The sequence below is a fragment of the Streptomyces sp. NPDC001732 genome, from assembly GCF_053596315.1.
Map to the genome: position 1 here is coordinate 208,632 of NZ_JBSFFY010000007.1, position 26,859 is coordinate 235,490.

20 protein-coding genes and 1 pseudogene are annotated in these 26,859 nt (G+C 72.5%); 8 read left to right on the plus strand and 13 right to left on the minus strand.

Annotated features, from left to right (window positions below):
* Positions 1-14 precede the first annotated feature (14 nt).
* Both ACWCXX_RS10890 and ACWCXX_RS10895 read right to left on the minus strand, forming a co-directional pair.
* Positions 15-3,239, minus strand: coding sequence for an NACHT domain-containing protein (locus ACWCXX_RS10890; RefSeq protein ID WP_451126001.1), 3,225 nt, complete (start codon positions 3,237-3,239; stop codon positions 15-17).
* A complete protein-coding gene (locus ACWCXX_RS10895) occupies positions 3,236-3,598 on the minus strand; it encodes a trypco2 family protein (RefSeq protein WP_451126002.1) in 363 nt (120 codons plus the stop codon). Before ACWCXX_RS10895 ends, ACWCXX_RS10890 begins: the two co-directional genes overlap by 4 nt.
* Positions 3,599-4,052: 454 nt before the next feature.
* On the opposite strand from ACWCXX_RS10895, the gene ACWCXX_RS10900 reads away from it, so the two are divergent.
* The gene (locus tag ACWCXX_RS10900) at positions 4,053-4,751 is read left to right on the plus strand and encodes a M23 family metallopeptidase (protein WP_451126003.1); all 699 of its coding nucleotides are present in this window, start codon (positions 4,053-4,055) and stop codon (positions 4,749-4,751) included.
* A 41-nt stretch (positions 4,752-4,792) separates the two neighbouring features.
* On the opposite strand, the gene ACWCXX_RS10905 is transcribed toward ACWCXX_RS10900, so the two are convergent.
* A complete protein-coding gene (locus tag ACWCXX_RS10905) occupies positions 4,793-5,377 on the minus strand; it encodes a TetR/AcrR family transcriptional regulator (protein WP_451126004.1) in 585 nt (194 codons plus the stop codon).
* Between the two features lie 130 nt (positions 5,378-5,507).
* On the opposite strand from ACWCXX_RS10905, the gene ACWCXX_RS10910 reads away from it, so the two are divergent.
* Entirely contained in the window at positions 5,508-7,112 is a 1,605-nt protein-coding gene (locus tag ACWCXX_RS10910; RefSeq protein WP_451126005.1) for an MDR family MFS transporter, read from the plus strand.
* A 347-nt stretch (positions 7,113-7,459) separates the two neighbouring features.
* On the opposite strand, the pseudogene cseC reads toward ACWCXX_RS10910, so the two are convergent.
* From cseC to ACWCXX_RS10940, 6 genes and pseudogenes are all read right to left on the minus strand, one after another.
* Positions 7,460-8,788: pseudogene (gene cseC / locus ACWCXX_RS10915) on the minus strand (two-component system sensor histidine kinase CseC); the annotation flags it as partial.
* A complete protein-coding gene (cseB, locus tag ACWCXX_RS10920; protein WP_451126006.1) occupies positions 8,785-9,489 on the minus strand; it encodes a two-component system response regulator CseB in 705 nt (234 codons plus the stop codon). The gene cseB and the pseudogene cseC, both read right to left, overlap by 4 nt.
* Before the next feature lie 10 nt (positions 9,490-9,499).
* A complete protein-coding gene (locus tag ACWCXX_RS10925; RefSeq protein WP_451126007.1) occupies positions 9,500-10,249 on the minus strand; it encodes a hypothetical protein in 750 nt (249 codons plus the stop codon).
* Positions 10,237-10,884, minus strand: a complete 648-nt coding sequence (locus ACWCXX_RS10930; protein ID WP_451126008.1) for a SigE family RNA polymerase sigma factor — start codon at positions 10,882-10,884, stop codon at positions 10,237-10,239. The genes ACWCXX_RS10925 and ACWCXX_RS10930 overlap by 13 nt, the downstream gene beginning before the upstream one ends.
* Before the next feature lie 199 nt (positions 10,885-11,083).
* Complete coding sequence (locus ACWCXX_RS10935) at positions 11,084-11,986, minus strand: A/G-specific adenine glycosylase (RefSeq protein WP_451126009.1); 903 nt, start codon at positions 11,984-11,986, stop codon at positions 11,084-11,086.
* Positions 11,987-12,160: 174 nt separating this feature from the next.
* On the minus strand, positions 12,161-12,814 hold the full coding sequence (locus ACWCXX_RS10940) for a phosphatase PAP2 family protein (RefSeq protein WP_451126010.1): 654 nt from the start codon (positions 12,812-12,814) through the stop codon (positions 12,161-12,163).
* 217 nt (positions 12,815-13,031) lie between these two features.
* Here ACWCXX_RS10940 and ACWCXX_RS10945 point away from each other — a divergent pair, with 217 nt between their 5' ends.
* Complete coding sequence (locus ACWCXX_RS10945; protein ID WP_451126011.1) at positions 13,032-13,856, plus strand: hypothetical protein; 825 nt, start codon at positions 13,032-13,034, stop codon at positions 13,854-13,856.
* 69 nt (positions 13,857-13,925) lie between these two features.
* Here ACWCXX_RS10945 and disA read toward each other — a convergent pair whose 3' ends face one another.
* Both disA and radA read right to left on the minus strand, forming a co-directional pair.
* A complete protein-coding gene (gene disA, locus ACWCXX_RS10950; RefSeq protein WP_148840724.1) occupies positions 13,926-15,050 on the minus strand; it encodes a DNA integrity scanning diadenylate cyclase DisA in 1,125 nt (374 codons plus the stop codon).
* 80 nt (positions 15,051-15,130) lie between these two features.
* Complete coding sequence (gene radA / locus ACWCXX_RS10955; protein WP_283852278.1) at positions 15,131-16,543, minus strand: DNA repair protein RadA; 1,413 nt, start codon at positions 16,541-16,543, stop codon at positions 15,131-15,133.
* Between the two features lie 215 nt (positions 16,544-16,758).
* Between radA and ACWCXX_RS10960 the strand changes: the two genes are divergently transcribed.
* A complete protein-coding gene (locus tag ACWCXX_RS10960; RefSeq protein WP_451126012.1) occupies positions 16,759-18,585 on the plus strand; it encodes a hypothetical protein in 1,827 nt (608 codons plus the stop codon).
* Between the two features lie 109 nt (positions 18,586-18,694).
* Here ACWCXX_RS10960 and ACWCXX_RS10965 read toward each other — a convergent pair whose 3' ends face one another.
* Positions 18,695-19,543 carry a hypothetical protein gene (locus tag ACWCXX_RS10965; RefSeq protein ID WP_451126013.1) on the minus strand — a complete coding sequence of 283 codons (849 nt, stop codon included), beginning with the start codon at positions 19,541-19,543 and terminating at the stop codon, positions 18,695-18,697.
* Between the two features lie 40 nt (positions 19,544-19,583).
* Between ACWCXX_RS10965 and ACWCXX_RS10970 the strand changes: the two genes are divergently transcribed.
* From ACWCXX_RS10970 to ilvD, 4 genes are all read left to right on the plus strand, one after another.
* Positions 19,584-20,531, plus strand: a complete 948-nt coding sequence (locus ACWCXX_RS10970; protein ID WP_451126014.1) for a Ppx/GppA phosphatase family protein — start codon at positions 19,584-19,586, stop codon at positions 20,529-20,531.
* Between the two features lie 318 nt (positions 20,532-20,849).
* Positions 20,850-21,665: a sugar phosphate isomerase/epimerase family protein gene (locus ACWCXX_RS10975; protein ID WP_451126039.1), complete on the plus strand. Its 816-nt coding sequence runs from the start codon at positions 20,850-20,852 to the stop codon at positions 21,663-21,665.
* Positions 21,662-22,270 carry a TetR/AcrR family transcriptional regulator gene (locus tag ACWCXX_RS10980; RefSeq protein WP_451126015.1) on the plus strand — a complete coding sequence of 203 codons (609 nt, stop codon included), beginning with the start codon at positions 21,662-21,664 and terminating at the stop codon, positions 22,268-22,270. The genes ACWCXX_RS10975 and ACWCXX_RS10980 overlap by 4 nt, the downstream gene beginning before the upstream one ends.
* A 161-nt stretch (positions 22,271-22,431) precedes the next feature.
* Entirely contained in the window at positions 22,432-24,282 is a 1,851-nt protein-coding gene (gene ilvD, locus ACWCXX_RS10985) for a dihydroxy-acid dehydratase (protein WP_451126016.1), read from the plus strand.
* Positions 24,283-24,418: 136 nt separating this feature from the next.
* On the opposite strand, the gene ACWCXX_RS10990 is transcribed toward ilvD, so the two are convergent.
* Positions 24,419-26,827 (minus strand): serine/threonine-protein kinase, encoded by a 2,409-nt coding sequence (locus ACWCXX_RS10990; protein ID WP_451126017.1) that lies wholly within the window; start codon positions 26,825-26,827, stop codon positions 24,419-24,421.
* Between the last annotated feature and the right edge of the window lie 32 nt (positions 26,828-26,859).

Sequence of the window (26,859 nt, forward strand, 5' to 3'; positions counted from 1 at the left end):
GTGGGTGAGCGGGGTCAGGGGGGTGGGGTGTTGCCGATGACCGTTGTGGAGCCGGGCACCCTCACCCTGCAGTCGGGGAGCGCCCGGATCGGGGAGACGTCGATGCGGCGGACATGTTCGGGCGGAAGGAGCGTCAACAACCTCAGGGAGGGGAAGACCCGGGGGATCCATTCCAGCCCGAGCACATCGGTTCCGAGGCGGAGACTCAGACCGCCGAGGGAAGGCACGGGCTGTTCGTCGGCGAACTCCCTCGCGGACGACACGGTCAGGTTGAGGTGGGTCAGCTGCGGAGCATGCCGGAGCGCGCCGAGCAGCGAGCGGACCGGGGTGCGGGTGCTCAGTTCCAGTCGGTGCAGGTTCGTCCAGCCATCGAGCGAGTCGATCTCCAGCGGGGCCCTCCCTCTGATGGCCAGCGTGCCCAGCTCGGGGTGGACGGGCAGCTGGGAGAGCCGTTCGGCCGCCAGGCCGCTGAGCCACAGGTAGCGCAGTTTCCTCGAAGCCGTGCCGGCGAGTGCGGCGACGGGGAGGCGGTTCATGTTCAGCCCGACCCTCTGCAGCGTGGGAAGTTCGGCGAGCGGGCCGAGGTCCTGTACGCCGGGACAGTGGCTCAGCGTCAGCGAGTGGAGCTGTCCGGCGCAGTCCGCCAGGAACGAGAGGTCGGTCAGGCAGGGGTTCCGCCAGAAGGTCAGTCCGGTCCATGGGCGGTCGCGCAGAGCGGCGTGGAGGTCGGCGGTGCCGAGGCTCCCGAGGAGCTCCAGGCTCGTGGCGGACGGCAGGTCGCACAGGGCCGCCAGCTTCTCCGGGGTGTCGATGCGCAGGGTGCTGTATGCCAGGTCGAAGGTGGCGAGGACCTCTCGGGCGTATGCCCGTACCGGATACCTGTCCCAGTCCTCCTCGAACCAGTGGCTGTGGTCCGGGTGGGCGAGTGCCCAGCGGCGGGCGTGCGGTACGGCTTCCGCCCCGCCGATCTTGTTGATCAGGTCGATGAACGGGATGACCTCTTTCCTCTCGGCCACGTGCGCCGGGTCCGGCAGGTGGGCCAGGGCGGCCGGACCGAGGCGGGCGAGCAGCCCCGCCCGCCCGTAGCCCGTCGGAGGGAACAGTGCCGCGACGGCCGCGTGGACCTTCTCCCGGGTCGGCTCGTCCAGCCAGGTCGCGTGCTGCGCGCAGAGCGCGGCCAGGACGACGATCTCGTCGCGGGTGACGGTGTCGGCCGGGCCGGGGGTGAAGTCCAGCAGCCCGTTGACCAGTACGGGGTGGTCCCGGCGGTCGCAGTGGCCGGCGGCGAGCAGGATGACGTCGTACCAGTTCTGGGAGCCCGCCCGACCGAGCAGTTCGTGCAGGTGGTCGCCCTCGACGAACTCCTTCGCGGCGAGGAAGTCCTGGAAGGTGCGGTGGGCGAACTGGTAGACGTCGTCGGCGCGCTCCTGGAGGACTCCGCTGCGGTTCAGCAGATGGGCCAGGATCGCCTCGGGCGAGCCCTTGTCCCGTAGCCGTTCCATGCCCGGCAGGGCGCGTTCCAGTTGGTGCAGTGCCGCCGAGCGGTGCAGTTCCGACTGGCCGCCCCGCACCAGCCAGACCGCGATGCGCTGGAGGAGCTGGGCCTGTTCCTCCACGTTCATCGTGATGCCCTCGGGGGCGTCGATCCTGCGCTGGTTGTCGCGGTCGCCGAGCAGCATGGTGAGGGCCGATTTGTACAGGCTCCAGCGGGTCTCCGGCAGAATGCCCTGGCGGCGTCGGTGCAGGGCGCAGATCACCGCGCAGAGCAGCGGCGTACGGGCGAGATTGCGCAGCGCCCGGTTCTGGGTGAACTGCTCGATCAGGTCCCTCTCCAGCATGCCGAGCGTCTCGTGGTCGTCGTCGTCCAGCCGGGCGGCCCGGTGCCAGGCGGCGACGAAGGATTCGATGTCCTCGTCCCCCATCGGCAGCAGCCGAAGTTCCTCGAAGTCCTGGGAGTCCAGCCAGCCCGGCTCGACGGCCAGTGGGCGCACGGTGGCCACGCAGCGGATGTCCGGGTAGCGGTCCAGGAGGCGGGAGAGCCACTGGTGTGCCTGCTCGCGGTCGTCGAGCGGGACCTCGTCCAGGCCGTCGACCAGCAGCAGGGCCCGGCCGGACTCCAGCACCCGGCCGACCCAGCCCTCGGGGGCCCGGTCGACCACCAGCCGGGCGGCGTCGGGCAGCTGTGCGGGGGAGGGGAAGGTGCCGCCCTCGGCGCGCAGGGTGCGCAGCGGTACGACGAACGGGACCAGGCCGTTGAGCGGGGCCAGCTCCGGGCTCAGTGTGCCGGCCGAGGCGTGCGCGGCCAGCCACCACAGCAGCGTCGTCTTGCCCGCGCCCGCGTCGCCGCGCAGCAGGACCCGCGGGCGGTCGGGGAGCAGCGCGTCGATCCGCCGGGGCGGCTCGACGGTGGTCTCCGGGCCGGGGCCCGTGGGGTTCTCCTGGGCCTCCAGGCTCAGGTACGCGGTGTCCAGGTCCCACTCGGAGTCGCGTCGGCCCAGCTCGTCGAGGCCGAAGATCTTCGTGCGGCGGTACGCGGCCCCGAGCGCCGCCGCGTACTCCTCCTCGTACCGCGCGTCCCGGGGGAAGCGGCCGTGCACCCGCTCGTGGCGCAGGGGGGTGCCGGTCTGCCCGTAGACCAGCTCGAACGGCTTCGAGGCGAGCAGCGGGGCGAGCGGTACGCACTCCACGCGTCGGCCGTCGCGCTGCCGGGGGATCTGCCGGGCGATGCCGACGAGGACGTTGCCGGCGAAGACCGGGCCGCCGGACACGCCGCGCAGCGACGGGGCCCTCGTGTCGTTCACCGGGGGCGGGCCGTCCAGCTCGCAGACCAGCAGTCCGCGCAGGAGTCCGGCCATCGGCAGGGCGGTGGCCGTGTACTGGTCGGCCTCCAGATGCCGCTCGGAGCCGTACCGCTGTATGTCGGGGAAGCCGGTGATCTCGCATCCGGCGACGGCGTGCTCGGAGTGGAGGACGCCCAGCCGCACCGGGGCGACCGGCAGCACCGGGTCGGCGGTCAGCAGCAGGGCGGCGTCGAGGTCGTGGTCGATCCAGGCGACCGTCGCCGTCGTGCCGGCGGTCCGCCGGGGGTGGGCGACCGAGGCCCGGCCGCTGCCCCGGACCACATGGGCGCAGGTCAGCACGAGCCGGTCGGTGAGCAGGACGCCGCTGCCCTGGGTGGTTCCGGCGCCGAGGACGACGACCGTGCGGATCACGGGTGCGGCGGGCGGGGCGGGGCTCACGGCCGGTCGGCCCCACCGCCGAAGTTCGCCGTACTGCCCTGCTCGTCGTTGCCGATCTGCCAGGCCCCGCCGGTCGCGGCGTCGCGCGGCTTCAGGGTGAACGCGACCTTGTGCGTGCGGCCGGTCGCGCGGGAGGCGTCGGCGCCCGCCTCGACCACCCACGCCTTGACCTTGCTCCCGCCCTTGATCTCCTTGCGGAGTTCGAGGGTGAACTCCATCTGGATGTCGCCGACCTCGAAGGCCAGGGGGCGGCCGGTGGCGCGGCCCGCGGCGTCGACGAGCTGGTTGCGGATCGACTCGACGGCATCGGCGAGCTCGATCCCGTTCATGTCGCTGGTGCCTGCGGCGTCACTGGCCATGGCCTTGTCCCCCCTGGAGCCGAGCTGGTCCCGTCACCCTAGCCAGCGTGCGGGTCGGAGGGCCCGGAACCGGCGGTCTTCCGGCCCCCGGCGGTGACAAGGCGCACAGCCCGTTTCGGGCCTACTAGCGGCGGTAGGAGGCGATGTCGTGGTCGCCGCAGGGGCTTTCGGCCCGTGGCGGTGCGGGTTTCCGGCAGCGGAGGGGCAGGGGGCCGGATCGTTGCCATCTGTCCGTTTCGAACGGTTTGGAGCTGGGGCTAAACCTGTCCGCGGCAAGACTTTCGACAGCTGTGAGCGGGGTGCGCGCCCGACGGGCCTTGGCGAATTCCCGACGTCTCGAATACGGCTTTTATTCGTAGATGGGGTGTTTGAGTGGAAGTGGGGGTGGGGGTTACCAAGGGATGGCCAGCCCGGCCGAGTGCCGGGTCCAGTCGTTCCCGGAGGATTCCCGCCCATGTCGAAGCGCGTTTCGTTCCAGCACTCCCGCCGTCCGTCCCTGTCCCGTGTCCGTGGTGCCGTCGTGGCGGCCGGTCTGGGTACGTCGATGGTCCTCGGCGCGGGCGCTGCGTTCGCAGGCGGCACGACGGGTGCCCCGGACCTCGCGGACCTCACCGGCACCACCGCGGCCCGGTCGGTCGCCGAGCAGGCTGCCGCGCAGGGCAAGGCGGCGGCCGAGAAGGCCGCGGCGGTCAAGAAGGCGGCCGCGGCGGAGAAGGCCGCCCAGAAGAAGGCCCACGGCTGGTCGGCCCCGGTGCACCACTACGAGCTCAGCGCGAGCTTCGGCAACGACGGCAGCCGCTGGGCCCACAAGCACTCCGGCCAGGACTTCGCCGTGCCGGTCGGCACCAAGGTCGAGGCCGCGCACAGCGGCACCGTCGTGAAGGCCGGTCCCAATGGTGGCGGCGACGGTCCCGCGTACGGCAACGCCGTCGTGATCAAGCACGCCAACGGCACGTACTCGCAGTACGCCCACCTGTCGAAGATCGAGGTGCACATCGGCGAGACCGTGAGGACCGGCGAGAAGATCGCGCTCTCCGGCAACACCGGCAACTCCAGCGGCCCGCACCTGCACTTCGAGATCCGGCACACCGCCGACTACGGCTCCGCGGTCAACCCGGTCGGCTTCCTGCACAAGAAGGGCGTGCGCGTCTGACCCGGACCCGCTCCCGCCCGGCACGGCCCGGACGAGGGGCCCTACTCCCCGGACTCCGGGGCGTGTGCCCGGGTGATCAGTTCGAAGGCGACTTCGAGGACGGCCGCGCGCTTCTCCTCCGGGTCGCCTTCGGCGTCCCTGAGGGCGAACATGCCGGAGTGCATCGCGAGGAGCGCGGTGAAGCAGCGCATCTGGTCGACCAGTGACGCGCCGGGGTCCATGAACAGGTCGACCAGGTCCATGACGCGTTTCTTGACGGTCCGGCCGATGCTGAGCTCCCGTACGGACGCCTGGTTCTCCTGCACGAACTGGAAGAGCGGGGAGGCGGCCGTCAGCGCCGCGCTGTAGCGCCGGAGGATCTCCTTCTTCGTCTCCAGGGTGCGGGGCTGCTCCCTGCCCCAGGCGATCAGCTCCCCGAGCGGCCGGTTGAGGTCCTCGAAGATGCTGATCAGGATGTCTTCCTTGGTCTTGAAGTGGTAATACAGTGCGGCCTTCGTCACATCCAGCCGCTCGGAGATCTCGCGGAGCGAGGTCTTCTCGTAGCCCTGCTCGGCGAAGAGTTGCAGGGCAACGTCCTGAATGCGCTGACGCGTGTTGCCGCGACGCGGCTGCGACGTGTTGCCCATGAAGCTCTCCCTCAAAAAACTTACTTGACGCCCGGCAAGTTACGGGTCTACTTTCCCCAGTGTAGTGAACTAGCCGGGCGGCAAGTAAGTGTCGGGGCCGGCGCAGGGGATCAGGGGAGTGGGGGATCGAATGACCGATCTGAAGAAGGCGGCCGACGGGAAGGCGGCCGACGCCGACCGTCCGGCCGGGAAATCCGGGGCACCGCAGCGGAGCGTGCGGGTGGTGATTCTCGCCCTGATGATCACGATGCTGCTCGCCATGCTGGACAACCTGATCGTCGGCACGGCCATGCCGACCATCGTCGGCGACCTCGGCGGCCTGGAGCACCTGTCCTGGGTCGTCACCGCGTACACCCTGGCCACCGCCGCCTCCACCCCGATCTGGGGCAAGCTCGGCGACCTGTACGGGCGCAAGGGCATCTTCCTCACGTCCATCGTGATCTTCCTGATCGGCTCGGTACTGAGCGGAATGGCCCAGGACATGGGCCAGCTGATCGGCTTCCGGGCGGTCCAGGGGCTCGGCGCGGGCGGCCTGATGGTCGGCGTCATGGCGATCATCGGCGACCTCGTACCGCCCCGCGAGCGCGGCAAGTACCAGGGCATGATGGCCGGGGTCATGGCCGTCGCCATGATCGGCGGACCGCTGGTCGGCGGCACCATCACCGACCACCTCGGCTGGCGCTGGAGCTTCTACATCAACCTGCCGCTGGGCGCGGTCGCCCTCGCCATGGTCACCGCCGTGCTGCACCTGCCGAAGCGGGAGCGCGCCGAGGTGAAGGCCGACTACCTCGGCGCGGCACTGCTGACCCTCGGCATCACCGCGATCGTGCTGGTCACCACCTGGGGCGGTTCGGAGTACGACTGGAACTCCGCCGTGATCATGGAGCTCGTCGCGATCGGCGTCGCCTCGCTCGTCGGCTTCCTCTTCGTCGAGACGAAGGCGGCAGAACCGATCATGCCGCTGCACATCTTCCACAACCGCAACTTCACCCTGATGTCCGTCCTCGGCTTCATATCGGGGTTCGTGATGTTCGGCGCGGTGCTCTTCCTGCCCCTGTACCAGCAGTCCGTCCAGGGCGCCTCGGCGACCAACTCGGGTCTGCTGCTCCTGCCGATGCTGCTGGCGATGATGGTCGTCTCGCTGGTCGCGGGGCGGGTCACCACCAACACCGGCAAGTACAAGGTCTTCCCCATCGCGGGCTCCGCCCTGATGGTGGTCGGCCTGTTCCTGCTCTCGCAGATGGACGTCGACACCTCACGGCTCACCTCCGGCGTCTACATGGCGGTGCTCGGCGCCGGCATGGGCTTCCTGATGCAGATCACGATGCTCGTCGCGCAGAACAGCGTGGAGATGCGGGACATGGGTGTCGCCTCCTCCGCGACCACCCTCTTCCGTACGCTCGGCAGCTCCTTCGGCGTCGCGATCATGGGCGCGCTGTTCACCGGCCGGGTGCAGGACGAGATGGTCGCCCGCGGCGGCGGGGCGGCCACCGCGAAGTCGGCCCAGCTGGACGCGGCGAGCCTGGCGAAACTGCCGGAGGCGGCCCGCGAGGCCTACCAGTTCGCGGTGTCGTCCGGCACGCACATCGCGTTCCTCGTGGGCGCCTCGGTCGGCGTGGTCGCCCTGGTCGCCTCGGTCTTCGTCAAGGAGGTGCCGCTGCGCGGGGCGGGCCCGGAGGCCAAGCCGGTCACGGACGCCCCGCCCGCCGACGCCAGGCAGGCCGAGTCCGTCTGACCCCGCTGCCGCGCGGATACGGAGGACGCCAACGGCGTACGTGTAAGAGGAGGCTCCCGGGGCACGCCCCGGGAGCCTCCCGTCGTACCGGGCCAGGCAAGCACCGGCCCGGCCCCGGCCGTTCGTGCTCTCGCGGGCCTCCTGCCGACCACCGTTCAGCCCCCCGGGCCGTGGCTTCCGGTTCCGGGTCAGCCCCCGGGCAGCGGCTTCGGGCCGGTCGACTCCTTGCCGCCCTTGCTGCTCTTGCCGTCCTTGCCCGGCCTGCCCGGCCTGCCTGCCTTGCCTGCCTTGCCTGCCTTGCTCGCCCTGCCCGTCCGGCCGGTCCCGTCGGCCGTGTCGTCCTCGTCCGGTCTCCGCTGCTCGGCCAGCGGGAGCATCGGGAAGCTGCCGGTGTTCGTCGGCGCGTGCTCGGGCAGCCACAGCACGGCGATCGCCCCGCCCGTGCCCTGCGCCGCCCCTTCCGGCGCCGCGTTGCGGAAGGTCAGCCGGGCCCCGAGGACCCGCGCCTGACCGGCGGCGATCGTCAGCCCGAGGCCGTGTCCGCGCCCGGCCCGGTCGCTGCTCCCGGTACGGAACCGGCTCGGCCCCTCGCGCAGCAGCGCCGCCGGGAACCCGGCACCGTGGTCGCGGATGCGTACCACCCGGCCCTCGACCGTGACCTCCACCGGGGTGGCGCCGTGCTTCGCGGCGTTGCCCAGCAGATTGCCGAGGATGCGTTCCAGCCGACGCGGATCGGTGGCGACCCAGGACTCGTGGACGACCCGCACCCGCACGTCCGGGTCCAGCAGCGCGATCCGCCGGCTGACGAACTCGCCCAGCGCGATCTCCTGGAGCTCGGCCCGCTCCGACGCGCTGTCCAGCCGGGCCACCTCCAGCACGTCCTCGACGAGCGTCCGCATCGCCTGTGCCCGGTCCCGCACCAGCTCCGTGGGGCGGCCGGGCGGCAGCAGCTCGGCCGCCGTCAGCAGGCCCGTCACCGGGGTGCGCAGCTCGTGCGCGATGTCCGCGGTGACCCGGCGCTCCGCCTCGATCCGTTCGTTCAGCGCGTCGGTCAGTGCGTCCACGGCGCCGGCCAGCTCGTCGGTCTCGTCCTGGACGACCCCGCCGACGGCCTCCCTGACCCGTACGTCCGTGTTGCCCTGCGCGACCCGGCCCGCCGCGGCCGCCGCCTTGCGCAGCCGGCGCGACAGCTGCCCGCCGATCAGCACGCCCAACGCGCAGCCGCCGAACACCACCGAGACCGAGCCGATGATCAGCGCCCGGTCGAGGTCGCCCATGATCGTGGCGCTGCGGTCCGCGAACGGGGTGTGCAGCGAGAGCACGTCGCCGTTGCCCACCGGCACGGCCGCCCACACGTCGGGGGTGCCGTTCCCGTACTCCTCGACGTGGGTGGCGCGCCGGTTCCTGCTGGTCTCCGCGCGCAGGCTGCGCGGCATCGTCGGGTCGTTGAGCTTGGCCCCGAACCGGGGGTCGGCCTTGCGGGGCTTCGTCGCCTCGTACAGCAGCTGCGCGTACGTCAGCCGCTCCAGCTGCACCTCGCGGGCGTTCTCCAGCATCGAGACCCGGGCGGCGTTGTGGACGACGAAGCTGAGGGCGACCGCGGTCAGTGCGCCGACCGCCGCGATCGCGATGCTGATCTTCCAGCGGACTCCGGTCCGCAGCGCCGGTAGCTTCATGGCCTCAGCTTGTAGCCGAAGCCGCGGACCGTCTCGATCCGGTCCTGGCCGATCTTGGTGCGCAGCCGCTGCACATGGACGTCCACGACCCGGGTGTCACCGCCCCATCCGTAGTCCCAGACCCGCTCCAGGAGCTTGTCGCGGGAGAGCACCGTGCCGGGTGCCGCGGAGAACTCCAGCAGCAGCCGCATCTCGGTCGGTGTCAGCGACACCCGCTCGCCGCCGCGGTGGACCGCCATGCCCTCGGTGTCGACCTCCAGGTCGCCGAAGACCAGCACCCCGCCGACGGCCTGCGACTCCGGTTCCCCGGTGCCCGGCTGTCCGCCCGACGCATGGCCGAAACGGCGCAGCACGGCCCGGATGCGGGCGACCAGGACCGCTCCGTCGAAGGGCTTGGTGACGTAGTCGTCCGCGCCGGCCTCCAGGCCGAGGACCACGTCGATCGAGTCGGCCCGCGCCGACAGCATGATCACGGGGACGGTCGACTCGTCGCGGATGCGGCGGCAGAGGCTGACGCCGTCCAGCCCCGGCACCATCACGTCGAGCAGGGCGATGTCCGGGCGGTTCGCCCGGAACGCTTCGAGGCCCGACAGTCCGTCGGGCATCGCGGTGACCGCGAAGCCGTCGCGCTCCAGCGCCAGCTGGGTGGCCTCGCGGATGACGTCGTCGTCCTCGACGAACAGGACGTGGGTCTCGGCCATCGGGCAGCTCTCAGTTCTCCGCCGGTGCGGCGGAGAGGCCCGGCTCCCCGTTGCCGACGGCTCGGTTGAAGTCGTTGTGCACCCGGTCGTGCTCGATGAAGCGGTTGGTCGCCCAGCGGTAGGTGATCACTTCCTCGCCGGAGGGGTAGGCGACCGAGTCCTTCTGCCCGTACACCTGCGTCGTCACCACGAGATCGCCGCGGTCGATGGTGCCGTACACCGCAGGCTGCTCGATGGCGAAGACGTTCTCGTACGAGCCGCTGCCCCGCGAGCGGTACACGTAGGTGCCGACGCCCACCGAGTCCCCGCAGGTCATCACGTTCACCACGACATCGGCCGAGGGGCCGCCGGTCAGGGTGCCGTACGAGGTGTCCACCGGGTAGTCGGAGCCGGTGCAGGGCTTCAGGTCCGTCCTGACCCGCTCGCTGACCTTGGGGTCGTGCTTGAGCAGCGTCACGGGGTCGATCCGCGCGGGCCGGTTCGACGACGAGGCGTCGGGGCTGGGGGTGGCCTGCATGATCGGCTGGGTGCCGGCCGGGCCCTCGTCCCGGGTGCCGGTCCCGCCTGTCGAGCAGCCGGTGACGAGCAGCCCGAAGGCGGCGAGCCCGACCAGAGTCGTGGCGCCCGCCGCCCAGCCGGTCAGCGACCGGCTCCGTCTGCCGGTGGCCGTGCGGCCACCGCTGTTTCTCCCACTGCCGTCTCTCCCGCCGCCACGGTCGCCGCCGTGGCCGCTGTCGTCGCTGGCTGTCAGGCCGCGCACCGCTCCCGCCCCCGTTCGTCCATACGCCTGCCCGCCTGCACCCGCACCCGCGCGGTCTCCCGCGCACGCGCCGGGGTGCCGACGGCCGGAGCACGGTCGGCCGCCGTGCCCCGCTCCTCGCGGAGCCGGGCCTCCCTGCTCGCCGCCTCACGGCTCTCCAGCTCCTCGCGCAGCCGTGCCAGCGCACGGTGCAGAGTGCTCTTCACCGTACCGGCCGACATGCCGAGCGCCGCAGCCGTCTCCTCCGTGCTCATCTGCTCCCAGTGTCGCAGCACGACGACACTGCGCTGCTTGGGAGCCAGGACGCCCAGCACGTCCATCAGCAGGGCGCGGTCGGCGCGCTGCTCGGTGCCGTCCTCGACGCTGGCGTCGGGCAGCTGCTCGGTGGGGACCTCGTCCAGCTTGCGGGCCCGCCACCACTCGGTACGGGTGTTGATCATGACGCGGCGCAGGTAGGCGTCGGCGAGGGACTTGTCGGCGATGCCGTCCCAGCGGCCGTACGTGCGGGCCAGCGCGGTCTGCAGCAGGTCCTGCGCGTCCACGGGGTCGGGCACCAGCCGACGCGCGCTGCGCAGCAGCGCGTCCTGCCGGGTACGTACGTACTCCTCGAATTCGAGCACCTCGCCCTGCGCCATTCCAACCGCCTCCGTCCCCGTGGATCCCCGTAGAACCGTCGTCAGCCATCGTTCGGTCGGGCTGACGTCGAAGACGCTACGGAGCTGTTGTCACGGGGCTGTGCGGAGCAGCCATACGCCGACGCACGGCTGTCCATCGGTTGTGTAACAGCGCTGGACCGGTGGAGGTACGGACCTCGGGGCGCGAGGGGCGCGGACCTCAGGTCAGCGGCAGTCGGTACAACCCGCCTGCCAGCGGTTCGACCAGGCCGTCGGCGACCAGGCCGTCCAGTGCGCGGGCGCGCTGCACCGGCTCGTCCCACACCGCGTCCAGCGCCGACTGCGGCACCGGGGTCACGGCCTCGCGCAACACGGCGAGCAGCCGTCCGCGCACCTGCCGGTCGGTACCGGCGTAGGTCTGGCCGCGTCGCGGGGGCCCCTGGTGGGCGGGCTTCCCGGCCAGCCGCCAGGCGCACTGCCCGGCGATCGGGCACCGGGTGCAGTCCTCGTTCTTCGCGGTGCAGACGAGGGCGCCGAGCTCCATCGTCGCGGCGGCCCAGCGGGCCGCCCGCTCGTCCTCGTCGGGCAGCAGCGCGCGGGCCAGCCTGCGCTCGGCCGCGGTGGTCGCGTTCGGCGGGTACTGGATGCCGGTCGCGGCCCGTGCGAACACCCGGCGGACGTTCGTGTCGAGCACGGCGTGCCGCTGCCCGTACGCGAACGAGGCCACGGCCGCGGCGGTGTACTCGCCGATGCCGGGCAGGGCGAGCAGCTGGCCGTGCTCGCTCGGTACGTCGCCGCCGTGCCGTTCCGTTATGGCCTGCGCGGCGCCGTGCAGTCGCAGTGCCCGGCGCGGGTAGCCGAGCCGGCCCCAGGCGCGGACCGCCTCGCCGGGCGGTTCGGCGGCCAGGTCGGCCGGGCGGGGCCAGCGGGCCAGCCACTGCTCGTACACCGGGAGGACCCGGTTGACGGGGGTCTGCTGCAGCATGAACTCGCTCACCATCACGCCCCAGGCGCCCGCTTCGGGGCGGCGCCAGGGCAGATCGCGGGCGTGCTGTTCGAACCACCCGATCACGGGGGAGTGGAGGGAAGTGGGGGGCGTCTGTGTCGCAGTCGTGGCAGTCATCGCACTGTCGATCCTGGCACGGAAGAACGGACGAGGGCCCCGCGCACGGTGGTGTCGTCTCCCGTGAGGGCCCTTGGGGTGATAATGCCACCCGTCTGCGCCCCGGTGTCCGGCAACCGGCCCAAGCGGATCCGGCCGGACCCCTCCGGGCTCCCTCGGCTCCCCCTCGGGGCGTCAGCCGCGGCGGTGCCGCCGCGAGGAGCGCCCGGCCGTGTCCGTGCCCGCGCCCGGCCCCGACGCCCAGGCGGCGACCGGGGCGGAGCTGTCCCGTACGGTCCGGGCGAGTGCCTGCGCCGGGCGGCGCAGCACGGCGACCACGGTGGCCGAGACCGCGGCGCCCAGCAGCAGGCCGACCGCCACGTCGTGCGGGTAGTGCACTCCGACGAAGACCCGGGAGAAGGCCATCAGCAGGGCCAGCGGCGCGGTGAGCCAGGCCAGCCGGGGCCGGGCCATGGCGAGGGCGACGGCCGCCGCGCCGGCGATCGCGGAGTGGTTGCTGGGGAACGACCAGTCGCCGGTCGGCGGGCACGTCACCAGCGAGGCCGCCGCCCCGGCGACCGTCCGGCAGGGGCGCTCCTCGTCCACCACCGACTTGAGCACCTCGCTGCACACGTAGCCGAAGGCCGTCGCGACGGGGGCGAGCACCGCCAGCGCCAGGGCGCCGTCCGTCCGGTGGCGGGCCCGCCACCACCCGGTGACGAACAGGACACCGAAGACCAGGAGCCCGAGCTCCGTCCATATCTCGGCGAGGTGCTGCACCCATGACGGCATGTCATGCGCGAAGTCGGTGATGTCCCGGTAGAGCGGGGCGGTAACTGAACTGTCCATGTGCAGAGGGTAGTAAGTGGAACCGGGTGGTCCTTCCGGGCCGTCGGACGGGGCCCGAGAGGACGGAAACAGGGGCTCCGGGTGGCGGGGACCGAGGCTTCGGGCGATCTGAGTCAGGGGAGAGAATCGGCCATCCCGTGATGATGATCCGTAAAACTTGGGGTTCGGAACGGCGGGTGGGCGGGAGAGCGCGCCGATCTCTCGTACAGTTTGAGCCGTGGGATCTTTGCGTAATCCGATCGGGCCGCTTCCCTCCAGCATCTACTGGCGGCGGAGGGCGGTAGCGGCGACGCTGGTCGCGCTGCTCGCCGTGCTGATCGTGTGGGGCGTCACCTCCCGCGACGGCAAGGAGAACAAGGACGATTCCCGGCCGAGCGGCTCGGCTCCCACGCATGCGATCACGCCCGGACCCGGCGGTTCCGGCCCGGCCATCAGCCAACAGCCGGGCGGACGCGACGAGTCGGACGAGTCGGACGGCACCGCCGGAAGCGACGGCGGCACGTCCGCGGGCTCCGGCGACGGTACGGACCAGGGTTCCGGCGCCGACGGCGGTACGGGCGACGGCTCGGGCGCAGGGGTCGGCGGTGTGGGCGGCGACGGAGTGACGACCGGTCAGCGCGTCCCCGCTTCTTCCCCGCTCCCAGACTGCGCCCCCGCGGCACTCCAGTTGAGCCTGCGCACCGAACTCGACTACAGCCCCGGCGAGAAGCCGAAGTTCCGGCTGATCGCCAGGAACACCTCGGCCACCGCCTGCAAGGCCGACCTCGGTCCGAAGAGCGCGGTGCTCACCGTCACCGAGGCCGGTGGTGACGACAGCCAGGTGTGGTCCTCCAAGGACTGCCCGCGCGACGCGGGGACCCTGCTGCTGAAGGTCCCGGCGGGCGAGACCGTCGTGCACGTCGTGGAATGGGACCGCAGGAAGAGCTCCCCGCAGTGCGCGACACCCCCCGCGGCGACGGTGGGCCCGGGTACGTACCTGGTCGAGGCGAAGGCGCCGGGCGAGCCGGTGCAGCGCGCCTCGTTCGTCCTCGCGAAGGACTGACCGGCACCCGCGGAGGGACTGAACGGCGCCGGGACGCACGGCACCCGCGGCGCGTATCCGCGAGCGCCGTTACACGTACCGTTCGAGGATCGAGGACTCGGCCAGCCGGGACAGGCCCTCGCGCACGCTCCGGGCCCGCGCCTCGCCGACGCCGTCCACGGTCTGGAGGTCGTCCACGCTGGCGGCGAGCAGCTTCTGCAGGCCGCCGAAGTGCTCCACCAGCCGGTCGATGATGGCTCCGGGCAGCCGGGGCACCTTCGCCAACAGCCGGAAACCGCGCGGCGACACCGCCGAGTCCAGCGTCTCGGGCGAGCCGCTGTAGCCCAGCGCCCGTGCCACGACCGGAAGTTCCAGCAGCTCGGTGTGGGAGAGCGCGTCGAGCTCGGTCAGCGCTTCGGCGACCGTGCGGGAGCGCTTCGCGGTCGGCTCCGGCACGTAATCGCGCACCACCAGCTCGCGCTCCGGCTCGACGCCCGCGATCAACTCGTCGAGCTGGAGCGAGAGAAGCCGGCCGTCGGTGCCCAGCTCGACCACGTACTCCGCGATCTCGGTCGCGATCCGGCGGACCATTTCGAGTCGTTGCGCGACGGCCGTGACGTCCCGGACGGTCACCAGGTCCTCGATCTCCAGCGCGGAGAGCGTGCCCGCGACCTCGTCGAGCCGGAGCTTGTACCGCTCCAGGGTGGCGAGCGCCTGATTGGCGCGGGAGAGGATCGCCGCGGACTCCTCCAGGACCCGGCGCTCACCGTCCACGTAGAGCGCGATCAGGCGCATCGACTGCGAGACCGAGACGACCGGGAAGTTGCACTGCTTGGAGACCCGGTCCGCCGTGCGGTGGCGGGTGCCGGTCTCCTCGGTGGGGATGGACGCGTCCGGGACCAGCTGCACGCCGGCCCGCAGAATCTTGGTCATGTCCTTGTCGAGGATCAGTGCGCCGTCGAGCTTGGCCAGCTCGCGCAGGCGCGTCGCGGTGAACTCCACGTCCAGCACGAATCCGCCGGTGCACATCGACTCGACGGTCTTGTCCATGCCGAGCACGATCAGCCCGCCGGTGTTGCCACGGAGGATGCGCTCCAGGCCGTCCCGCAGCGCCATTCCGGGCGCGACGGCGCTCAGCGAGGCGCGCATCAGCGCCTCGTTACCGGTGCCTTGGCCGGACTTTCCGGGCGCTGCTGCCCGGTCGTTGGCTGCCACTGCACTCCTCCGGTCACAGGTTTGCGGTGCCCTTGCGTCCCTCGTTCCGTTCGTACGGACGGTCGAGACCAGGGCAAAGTCTACCGGCGCGCGTTCTCCTCCTGCGGGGCCTGTGCGCGGGGGCGGCGCGGGAGGACTCTCAGCGCATCACCCATGTTGGCGACTTCTGTGACCTTCATACCGGCCGGGACCCTCCCCGGATCGGTCGGGACCAGCGCGTGAGTGAAGCCCAGCCGGTGCGCCTCGGCGAGCCTGCGCTGGACGCCCGTGACCCGTCTGACCTCGCCCGCGAGGCCCACTTCGCCGATCGCCACGAGGTTCTTGGGCAGGGGGGTGTCACTTGCCGCGCTGGCCAGCGCCAGCGCGACCGCGAGGTCCGCCGCGGGCTCGGAGAGCTTCACGCCGCCGACCGTCGCGCTGTAGATGTCCCGCTTGCCGAGCGCGCTGATCCGGCCGCGCTGCTCCAGCACGGCGAGCATCATCGACACCCGGGACGTCTCCAGGCCCGAGGTGGTGCGCCGGGGCGAAGGGATCTGGGAATCGACCGTCAGCGCCTGCACTTCGGCGACGAGCGGACGCTTGCCCTCCAGGGTGACGGTGAGGCAGGTGCCGGGCACGGGCTCGTCGCGCCGGGTGAGGAAGAGGCCGGAGGGATCGGCGAGGCCGGTGATGCCCTCGTCGTGCAGCTCGAAGCAGCCGACCTCGTCGGTCGCGCCGTACCTGTTCTTGACGCCGCGCACGAGCCGCAGACGGGCATGGCGGTCGCCCTCGAAGGACAGCACCACGTCGACCAGGTGCTCCAGCAGCCGCGGGCCCGCGATCGCCCCGTCCTTGGTGACGTGACCGACCAGCAGCGTGGACATGCCGCGCTCCTTGGAGGCCCGGATGAGGGCCCCGGCCACCTCCCGGACCTGAGCCATGCCGCCCGGCGCCCCGTCGATCTCGGGCGACGCGACGGTCTGCACGGAGTCGAGGATGAGGAGCGAGGGCTTGACCGCGTCCAGATGACCGAGGACGGCGGAGAGGTCCGTCTCCGCGGCGAGGTAGAGGTGGTCGTTGATCGCCCGGATGCGGTCGGCGCGCAGCCGCACCTGGCTCGCGGACTCCTCGGCCGTGACGTAGAGCGTGCGGTGGTCGTCGCTCGCCGCCTTCGCGGCGACGTCCAGCAGCAGCGTCGACTTGCCGACGCCCGGCTCGCCCGCCAGGAGCACCACGGCCCCGGGCACGAGACCGCCGCCGAGCACCCGGTCCAGCTCGCCGACGCCGGTCGATCTGGCGGTGGCCTGCCGGCTGTCGACCTGGCCGATGGGGAGCGCGGCGGCACTGACCCGGCCCGCCGCGGTGGTCCGCACGGCGGGGGCGCCGCCGAACTCCTCGACCGTCCCCCACGCCTGGCATTCGGGGCAACGACCGAGCCATTTGGCGGTCGTCCAGCCGCATTCGGTGCAGCGGTAGGACGGCCGGTCCTTCGCGGATTTCGTACGGGCAGCCATGTCGCAACCGTATAGGTGGGCTCTGACAATGCCGCCGGGCACCGCCCGCCGGAGCCGCCCGGAGCCGCCCGGAGCGGACGGGCGCACAGGTCGGAGCCGCTCGACTTCGGCGGAATGAGGTATTCCTGTCCCCTTTCGAGGGATACGTTCACCCGTAAGGGTTAAAAGTGCTGAAGAGTGGCCAAAAATGTGCCTGTGCTGCCTACGGTCGCAAGGTGACGAGCAGCAGTCTGGAGCCCCCTACGCACACCACCGGCGCACACCGGGCGAGGCACGGTGCGCCCCACCTCTCGACGCACTCTTCGCCGCGCCGCCCGCCCGCTCGTTACGAACCACATCTCGACGGACTGTTCACCTACTGCCTCTCCGTGCTCTGCGACCACGACGCCGCCACCGAGGCGCTCGGCGGGGTGCTCGCGATCGCGCAACGGCAGGAGAGCCGGTGCCCGTCGGGCGAGGAGGAACGTAAATCCTGGCTGTACGCCCTGGCCAGATGGATGTGCATGCGCAGGCTCGTCGAGCAGAAGCAGGGCAGCAGGCCGTACCGGCACAAGTCCGGGAAACGGCCGGGCGGCTCCCCGGGCGGTCCCTCGGCCAAGCAGCCGGGCGGTACGGCCGCCCCGGGGACGCGCACCGGGCGCCGTACGTCCCCGGCCGTCGCCGCGAAGGCCCCCGCCGCCCCCTCCGGGTCGGCCGGCGCGCAGGTAAGCCCCGGGCGCGCCCCCGAGTCCGAGGCCGCCGCCGAGGCGCACCGCCGCGAACTCGCCCAGCTGGCCTGGCCCGAGGCCGCAGGCACCACCCCGGAGCAGCGCGAAGCGCTCGAACTCGCGGTGCGCCACCGCCTCGCCCCGAGCGCCGTCGCCTCCGTCCTGGGCCTCGACCCGGCGGCCGCCCGTGAACTCCTGGCCGCCGCGTCCTGCGAGGTGGAGCGCACCCGCGCCGCCCTCGCCGTCGTCGAGACCGGCAACTGCCCGCTCGTCGCCCGGCTCACCGGCGACCGCCGCGTCCTGCTCTCCACCGCCCTGCGCCGCGAGATCGTCCGCCACGTCGACGACTGCCCCCGTTGCCGCAGGGCCGCCGAGCGGGCCGGTGCCCAGGGGCCGTGGCCGGGTGCCGCGGTCCCCCCGGCCGCCGCGCTGCCGGTCGTCGAGGCGCCCCGGCCCTCCGCGTACGTCGCGATGGCACACGCCCAGCGCAACCGGTCGGGCGGTCCGCGGTTCGACCGGGCCGGCTTCCCCATGAACCCGAAGGACCACGCGGCGCGCCGGGACCGGCTGCGGGCCAGGGTCGTCACGACGACGGTGGTCGCGACGGTCGTCGCGGCCCCGATGATCGCGCTGTGGACGGCCTACCGGGGGGCGCCGCAGACAGGCGAGGGCCGCGAGGGCCTGTCGGTCGCCGCCACCGAGAGCGACGCCCGGTACGGCCCCGGCGGCACCTCGGACGGCCATTACGAGAACGCGGGCAACGCCCGGCCCCGACCCGACACCCGCTTCGGGGCCGGGCGGGCTTCGGACGTCTCGGCGGAGGTGGTCAGCGCGGGCCGGGACGGCGGCGGGCTCACCGTCGAGGCCCGTTCGTCCGGCGGCACGACCCTGATCCGGCTGACCGCGTCGGGTGGCGCCCCCGTCGCCTGGTCGGCCCGCGCCAACGCCTCCTGGCTGGGCCCGAGCCGTCACTCGGGCACGCTCGCCGCGGGCGAGAGCGTCACGATCCGCGTGCTCGTGCATCACCGGCGGGAACCGGTCGGCCCGTGGAGCGCGCGCGTCGAACTCGCCCCGTCGGGGGCCGCGGTGGTGATCCGGGGGCACGGGGCGGCGACGCCCGGCGGTCCCGGCCCGGCCGAACCCTCCGCGACCCCCGGCCCGTCCGGCCCGCCCACGTCCTCGCCGCAGCCCACGCAGTCGACCGGCCCCACCCCCGGCCCCAGCGACACCGCGCCGTCACCGACGGACCCGGGCCCGACAGGTCCGTCACCGTCCCCGGACCCGTCCGGCACCCCGACCCCCACCGACCCGAGCGGCTCCACCTCGACGGGCTGAGGCCGCGGAGGGCGGCCGGGCCACGGGAGCCGCGGAGGCCGCTCGGGAGGCCGAGGCCCGGACAGGACGCCGAGGCCCGGAGGGGCCCCGCGCCCACCCCGTCACGCCGTCATTCCGGATCGACCGGGTCCGCCGGGTGCGGGGCCATCGGCAGGAGCGCGGACAGGCGCTCCTCGCACAGCTCGACCAGGCGCGCGTACGCCTTCTCGCCCATCAGCTCGACGAGTTCGGGGCGGTAGGACACGTAGACCGGCTTCCCGGCCCCGTGCGCCGAGGTCGCCGACGTGCACCACCAGTGCAGGTCGTGGCCGCCCGGACCCCAGCCCCTGCGGTCGTACTCGCCGATCGACACCTGGAGCACCCGGGTGTCGTCGGGCCGGTCGATCCATTCGTACGTGCGCCGGATCGGCAGCTGCCAGCAGACGTCCGGCTTGGTCTCCAGAGGCTCCCGCCCCTCCCGCAGCGCCAGGATGTGCAGCGAACAGCCCGCGCCCGCCGCGAAGCCGGGGCGGTTCTGGAAGATGCAGGAGCCCTTCCAGCGCCGCGTCTGGCGTTCCCCGTCGTCGTCGAGCTGGACCCAGCCCGTCTCCGTGCCGACGTCGTGGAACTGCCACAGCTCGGGAGTCAGCCGCGCGACGTGCTCGGCCACCCGCTTCTCGTCGTCCTCGTCCGAGAAGTGCGCGCCCAGCGTGCAGCACCCGTCGTCGGCCCGCCCCGCCTGGATGCCCTGGCAGCCGCTGCCGAAGATGCAGGTCCACCTGGAGGTCAGCCAGGTCAGGTCGCAGCGGAAGATCTGTTCGTCGTCCGCGGGGTCGGGGAATTCGACCCAGGCGCGTGCGAAATCGATGCCCTTCTCGTCCTCGGCCCGGTCCGGCCCGTTCACTTCCTGCCGCATCTCCTGCTTCGTTCTCTGCTTCTTCGTGTTTTTGCCCGGCTTCGCCTTTTTCGTCTTTGGCACGCGCCAAGGGTAAGTCCGCAGGGCCGGTAGCGTTCCGGGTATGAGACTCGGAGTCCTCGACGTGGGTTCGAACACGGTGCACCTGCTGGTGGTGGACGCGCATCCCGGCGCCCGTCCGCTGCCCGCGCACTCGCACAAGGCGGAACTGCGCCTGGCCGAACTCCTCGACGAGGACGGGGCGATCGGCCCCGAGGGCGTGGACCGGCTGGTGGCGACGGTCACCGACGCGCTCCAGGCCGCCGAGGACAAGGGGTGCGAGGACGTCCTGCCGTTCGCCACGTCCGCGGTGCGGGAGGCGAGCAACGCCGATCAGGTGCTGGCCCGGGTACGGGACGAGACGGGCATCGAGCTCGCCGTCCTCAGCGGCGCGGAGGAGGCCCGGCTCACCTTCCTCGCCGCCCGCCGCTGGTACGGCTGGTCGGCGGGACGGCTGCTGGTCCTGGACATCGGGGGCGGTTCGCTGGAGATCGCCTACGGCATGGACGAGGAGCCGGACGCCGCGGTGTCGCTGCCGCTCGGCGCCGGCCGGCTCACCGCCGGATGGCTGCCGGGCGACCCGCCGGACCCGGCGGAGGTGAAGGCGCTGCGCCGCCATGTGCGGGCCGGTATCGCCCGCAGCGTCGGGGAATTCACCCGCCTCGGCCGCCCGGACCATGTCGTGGCCACGTCCAAGACCTTCAAGCAGCTCGCCAGGATCGCGGGCGCCGCGCGCTCCGCCGAGGGCCTGTACGTGCAGCGCGGCCTCACCCGCAAGGCGCTGGAGGAGTGGGTGCCCAAGCTGGCGACGATGACCGTCGAGCAGCGGAGCGCCCTGCCCGGAGTCTCCGAGGGCCGGGCCGGGCAGCTGCTCGCCGGGGCGCTGGTCGCCGAGGGGGCCATGGACCTGTTCGGGGTCGAGGAGCTGGAGATCTGCCCCTGGGCGCTGCGCGAGGGCGTCATCCTGCGCCGCCTGGACCACCTGCCCGCGGAACGGGCCGCGCTGAGCTGACCGGCGCGGGGCTGACCGGTGCAAGGCTCACCGCGCGGGACTGATCGGTGCAAGGCTGACCGGCGCGGGACTGACCGGCGCGGGGCGCACCGGGCCGTACGGGGAGGCGCGGCCGTCCGCGTACCCGTCCGGGCGGCCGTTCACGAACCCGTCCGGGAGACCGCCAGGGCTCTTCGGAAGAGCTCCGGAGGCCCGTCCGCGAGCCCGTCCTGAAGGACGTGCGGCGGCCGGAACCAGCCACATGGCCCTTCTCACTTTCCGCCCGGAGCCCTCGGTCCGGCGTACGGCTGCCCGTACGCTGGCCCAGTGGCAGAACCAGTGGTGCGCATCCCGGATGCGAAGGTCGCCCTGTCGACGGCTTCCGTCTACCCGGAGTCGACGGCGACGGCCTTCGAGATCGCCGCGCGTCTCGGTTACGACGGTGTCGAGGTCATGGTGTGGACCGACCCCGTCAGCCAGGACATCGAGGCGCTGCGCAGGCTCTCGGACTACCACCGGGTACCGATCCTCGCCGTCCACGCGCCCTGTCTGCTGATCACCCAGCGCGTCTGGTCCACCGATCCGTGGGTGAAGCTCCAGCGGGCCCGGACCGCCGCGGAGAAGCTGGGGGCGACGACCGTGGTCGTCCATCCGCCGTTCCGTTGGCAGCGCAATTACGCGCGCGACTTCGTCACCGGGATCTGGCGCATGGCCGACGAGACCGATGTGCGGTTCGCCGTCGAGAACATGTACCCGTGGCGCTACCGGGACCGCGAGATGCTCGCGTACGCCCCCGACTGGGACGTCACCCACGACGACTACCGCCACTTCACCGTGGACCTCTCGCACACCGCGACGGCCCGCACCGACGGCATGGCCATGGTCGAGCGGATGGGCGACCGCCTCGCCCACATCCACCTCGCCGACGGCAAGGGCTCGAACAAGGACGAGCACCTCGTGCCCGGCCGTGGCGACCAGCCCTGCGCCGAACTCCTGGAGCACCTGGCCCGTACCGGCTTCGACGGCCACGTCGTCATCGAGGTCAACACCCGCCGCGCCATGTCCACCGCCGAACGCGAGGCCGACCTGGCGGAGGCGCTGGCCTTCACCCGGCTCCACCTGGCGTCGTCCCCGGACCGGGCACCGCGCCCGTGACGGACGATCCCAAGCGCCGTGGCCGCCCCTCCCGCACCCCCGGTTCCGGTGGCCCCGACGCGCGCACCCGCATCCTCGACGCGGCCCGCACCGAATTCGCGGAGCGCGGCTACGACAGGACGTCGATCCGGGGCGTCGCCAGGGCGGCGGGCGTCGATTCCGCCCTGGTCCACCACTACTTCGGTACGAAGGACGAGGTCTTCGCTGCCGCCGTCGAGCTCTCCTTCGAACCGGCCCTGGTGGTCCCGGCCGTCCTGGGCGAGGGAACGGAGGGCCTGGGGGAGCGACTGGCCCGTTACTTCCTCTCCGTGTGGGAGAACCCGGCGTCCAGGGCCCCGCTGCTGGCGGTCGTGCGGTCCGCGCTGACGCACGAGACGGCGGCAAAGGTGCTGCGGGGCTTCGTGCTGCGCCGGCTCCTGGAGCGGGTGGCGGAGGCGCTGGACGTACCGGACGCCACGTTCCGCGCGGAACTGGCGGCCTCGCACATGATCGGGATCGTGATGCTGCGTTACGTGATCAGGGCGGAACCACTGGCGTCGGCGCCGTCCGAGAAGATCGTCGAGATGGTCGCACCGACGCTCCAGCGCTATCTGACGGAAGCCTGAGACCTCACGACACGGGCGCCAGACCTCATTCATGGCACGGGCACTCCGCCGCACGCCCACCTACCGAGCACCCCGTCCCGTATGGCGGACGAGGTGTCCAGATCTTGGAGCCGGGGGCGTACGCTCGGAGACAGTCTTTGATGTCGAAGGAGCGAGAGACGATGCCCCAGCTGAGGTCCCGCACTGTCACCCACGGCCGCAACATGGCGGGCGCCCGCGCCCTTATGCGGGCCTCGGGCGTAGCGAGCGAGGACATCGGCAAGCCGATCATCGCGGTCGCCAACTCCTTCACCGAGTTCGTCCCCGGCCACACCCACCTGGCCCCGGTCGGCCGGATCGTCTCCGAGGCCATCACGGCCGCGGGCGCCGTGCCGCGCGAGTTCAACACCATCGCCGTCGACGACGGCATCGCGATGGGGCACGGCGGGATGCTCTACAGCCTCCCCTCCCGCGACCTGATCGCCGACTCCGTCGAGTACATGGTCGAGGCGCACTGCGCGGACGCGCTGATCTGCATCTCCAACTGCGACAAGATCACCCCCGGCATGCTGATGGCCGCGATGCGCCTCAACATCCCGACGGTCTTCGTCTCCGGCGGCCCGATGGAAGCCGGCAAGGCCACCCTCGTCGACGGCACGGTCCGCAAGCTCGACCTGGTCAACGCGATCAGCGACGCCGTGAACGAGAACATCTCGGACGAGGACATCCTCCGCATCGAGGAGAACGCCTGTCCCACCTGCGGCAGCTGTTCCGGCATGTTCACCGCCAACTCGATGAACTGCCTGACCGAGGCCCTGGGCCTGTCCCTGCCGGGCAACGGCTCCGTCCTCGCCACGCACACCGCCCGCCGGGCGCTGTACGAGGAGGCCGGCCGCACGATCGTCGAGATCACCAGGCGCCACTACGAGCAGGACGACGCGACGGTCCTGCCCCGCTCCATCGGCACCCGTGCCGCATTCGACAACGCGATGGCGCTCGACATCGCGATGGGCGGTTCCACCAACACGATCCTGCACCTGCTGGCCGCCGCGCAGGAGGCCGAGCTGGACTACGACCTCGGCGACATCGACGCGGTCTCGCGCCGCGTCCCCTGCCTGGCGAAGGTCGCGCCCAACGTGGCCCCCGGCGGCACGTACTACATGGAGGACGTGCACCGGGCCGGCGGCATCCCCGCCATCCTCGGCGAGCTGCACCGCGCCGGTCTGCTCAACGAGGACGTGCACGCGGTGCACTCCGACTCCCTCGCCGAGTGGCTGAAGGACTGGGACGTCCGCGGCGGCTCCCCGTCCCCCGAGGCCGTCGAGCTGTGGCACGCGGCCCCCGGATGCGTCCGTTCCGCCACCGCCTTCTCGCAGTCCGAGCGCTGGGACTCCCTCGACCTCGACGCCGCCGGCGGCTGCATCCGCGACCTGGCCCACGCGTACTCCAAGGACGGCGGCCTCGCGGTCCTCAAGGGGAACCTCGCCGTGGACGGCTGCGTCGTGAAGACGGCGGGCGTCGACGAGTCGATCTGGACCTTCGAGGGCCCGGCGGTCGTCTGCGAGTCGCAGGACGAGGCCGTCGACAAGATCCTCCGCAAGGAGATCAAGGAGGGCGACGTCGTCGTCATCCGTTACGAGGGCCCGCGCGGCGGCCCCGGTATGCAGGAGATGCTCTACCCCACCTCCTTTCTCAAGGGCCGCGGCCTCGGCAAGAGCTGCGCCCTGGTGACCGACGGCCGCTTCTCCGGCGGCACCTCGGGCCTGTCCATCGGCCACGCCTCGCCGGAGGCCGCGTCGGGCGGCACGATCGCGCTGGTCGAGGACGGGGACCGGATCAGGATCGACATCCCGGACCGTTCGATCGAGCTGCTGGTCCCCGAGGCCGAGCTGACCGCTCGCCGCGAGGCACTGAACGGCGTCTACGCCCCGAAGAACCGCGAGCGCAAGGTTTCGGTGGCACTGCGCGCGTACGCGGCGATGGCGACGAGCGCGGACCGGGGCGCGGTGCGGGACGTCTCCAAGCTCGGCTGACCGGCCCGCCGGGCCGTCGGCCCACCGACCGGGAAGGCCCGGACCCCGCTTCCACCCGGGGTCCGGGCCTCTCCCGTCCCACGAGTCGCCCGGGACGGGGCGTGCCCCACCGGCACCCGCCCCGCCCGCCCCGTTCTCACCAGCGGGCGGGGTCCTTCCCGTCCACGGCGAACACCGACCCGTCGGGCGCCGTCCCGAAGACGGTCCGTTCGGCGGCCACGGGGGCGGGCAGCGTCGAGGAGTACGTGAGCTTCCCGCCCCGGAGCCGCGGGCCCGTCTGACCCAGCAACGTGCCGCGCTCGGTGTCCACGGCGAGCAGCCGCCCGTCCGCCGCGGAGAAGTACAGCCGGTTCCCGGCGGCGAGGACGGGCGCCGACGTCCGCCCGGCAGCGGTCTCCAGCTGCCAGCGCACCGCCTCGCCGCCCCCGGGGCGGGTGTCGACGGCGACCAGGGTCCCGCCGTGCGCCAGCAGGTAGACGGTGTCGCCGCCCACCACGACCTCCGGCTCGTTCATCCGGAACGGCAGCGCCACCCGTTCGACGTGCCGCCGCCCGGGGTCGTAGCGGACCAGCCCGACCGTCTGGGCGTCCCCGTTCATGGCCGTCAGGACGAGCGCGCCGTCCGAGGAGCCCGCCGGGGTCAGCATCCCGTCCAGCCGCCGCTGCCACGTGGCGCGCCCCGTCTGAGCATCCACGGCCGTGATCAGCGTGGTGGACCCGTAGGCCGAGTGCTCGAACGCGTAGGCCAGGCCCGTCGCCCCGTCGTACAGCGCGTAGTCCGGGCGCTGGTGGCCGGCGAGCGGATGCCGCCAGAGGGACACCCCGGTCGCCGCGTCGAGCGCCTCGGTCGTGCCGTCCTCGGCGACGAGCAGCAGCGAGTCGCCCGCGGCGAACGGCGTGCCCACGTACGCGGAGAGGTCCGCGTCCCAGACCTGTTGGCCCCGGTCGGGGTCGTACGCCCGGAGCTTCCCGCCCGGCACCGCCGTGTGCACCAGACCGCCGGAGACCGACACGACACCGATCGACGAGGCATCGTCGTCGGCGTCGTCGTCATCGGCGGAAGACCGGCCGTCGGCCGAGGCGGTGGCCGCCGCGTCGGCACGGGACCACAGCACCCGGCCGTCCGAGGGGTCCAGCCGGGCGACGCCGACACCGCCCGCCGCGCAGTACAGCGTGACGGAACCGCCATCAGGCCCCTCGGCCCCGTCCGAGACACCCTTCCCGTCGGCACCCTCGGCACCTTCAGCGTCCTCGGCACCCTTGGCACCGTTCGCCGCCTCTGTTCCGTCGGTGCCGTCAGCCGGGGAGCAGACCGGAGTCGAGCCGCCGGAGGTGCGCAGCGACGTCCGCCACGGCGTGAACGAATCCGCCGCACCCTTGGTCCCGTCGTTACCACCCGACTCGCCGGTACCGCCGGTACCGCCGGTACCGCCCGGACCGCCGGAGCCACCCACCGCACCGGCCACCCAGACCCCGCCGGCCCCCATGACCAGCAGCGCCGCAGTGGCCGCCAGCCACCGCCGTCCGGCTCCGCCGCCGGTCCGTCCGCTCCCGTCCGCCCTTCCGTTCCCCGCCTTTCCGTTCCCCGTCCCGCCCGAGCCCACGTGCGTGTCCGTGTCGGTTTCCGTGTCGCTTCCCGGCACCAGAGCCGACACCGCGGCCGTCGGCTCGGCGACCGCCGCCGATCGCCGCTGCGCCGGTATGAACGCGGCGGCCTCGTACGACGGAGGGCGCAGCGCCTTCATGATCTCGTCCGGGGTGGGCCGCTCGACGGGGTCCTTCGCCAGGCACTGCCCGATCAGCGGGGCCAGGTCCGCCGGCACACCCGCCAGGTCGGCCTCGTCGTGCACCACTTGGTAGGCCACGATGTACGGGCTGTCCGAGTCGAAGGGCCCCCGCCCGGTCGCCGCGTGAACGAGCACGGCCCCCAGGGCGAACACATCGGCGGCGGGCCCGACTTCGCGCGGTCGCTGGAACTGCTCGGGCGCCATGTACGGCGGCGAGCCGATCAACTTGCCGGTCTCGGTGCGCAGATCGCTGTCGTACGGCCGGGAGATCCCGAAGTCGATGACCTTGGGCCCGGAGTCGGAGAGCAGGACGTTGCTCGGCTTGAGGTCGCGGTGGATCACCCCGGCCCGGTGGATGTCGCGCAGCGCCTCGGCGAGCCCCGCCGTCAGCCTGCGCAGTTCCGCGGGGGCCATCGGCCCGTTCCGCTTCACCTGGTCGGCGAGGGTGGGGCCGGGCACGTACAGGGTGGCCATCCAGGGCAGCACCGCCTCCGGATCGGCGTCGACGACCGGTGCCGTGAAAGCGCCGCTGACCCGCCGGGCGGCCCCGACCTCCTGCCGGAAGCGTGCCCTGAACTCGGGGTCCGCCGCGTACTGCTGGTGCACCACCTTGACGGCGAGCTGAAGGCCGGAGGCGGAGCGCGCCAGGTGCACCACGCCCATGCCGCCCGCGCCGAGACGTGCCTCAAGGCAGTACTGCCCGGCGTACTCCGGATGCTCCGCTTCCGGATTGGCCCCGGTACCTCGCAGCGGCGGCATCGCCCACCCCCGTGTGTTCGTCCGCAAGCGCG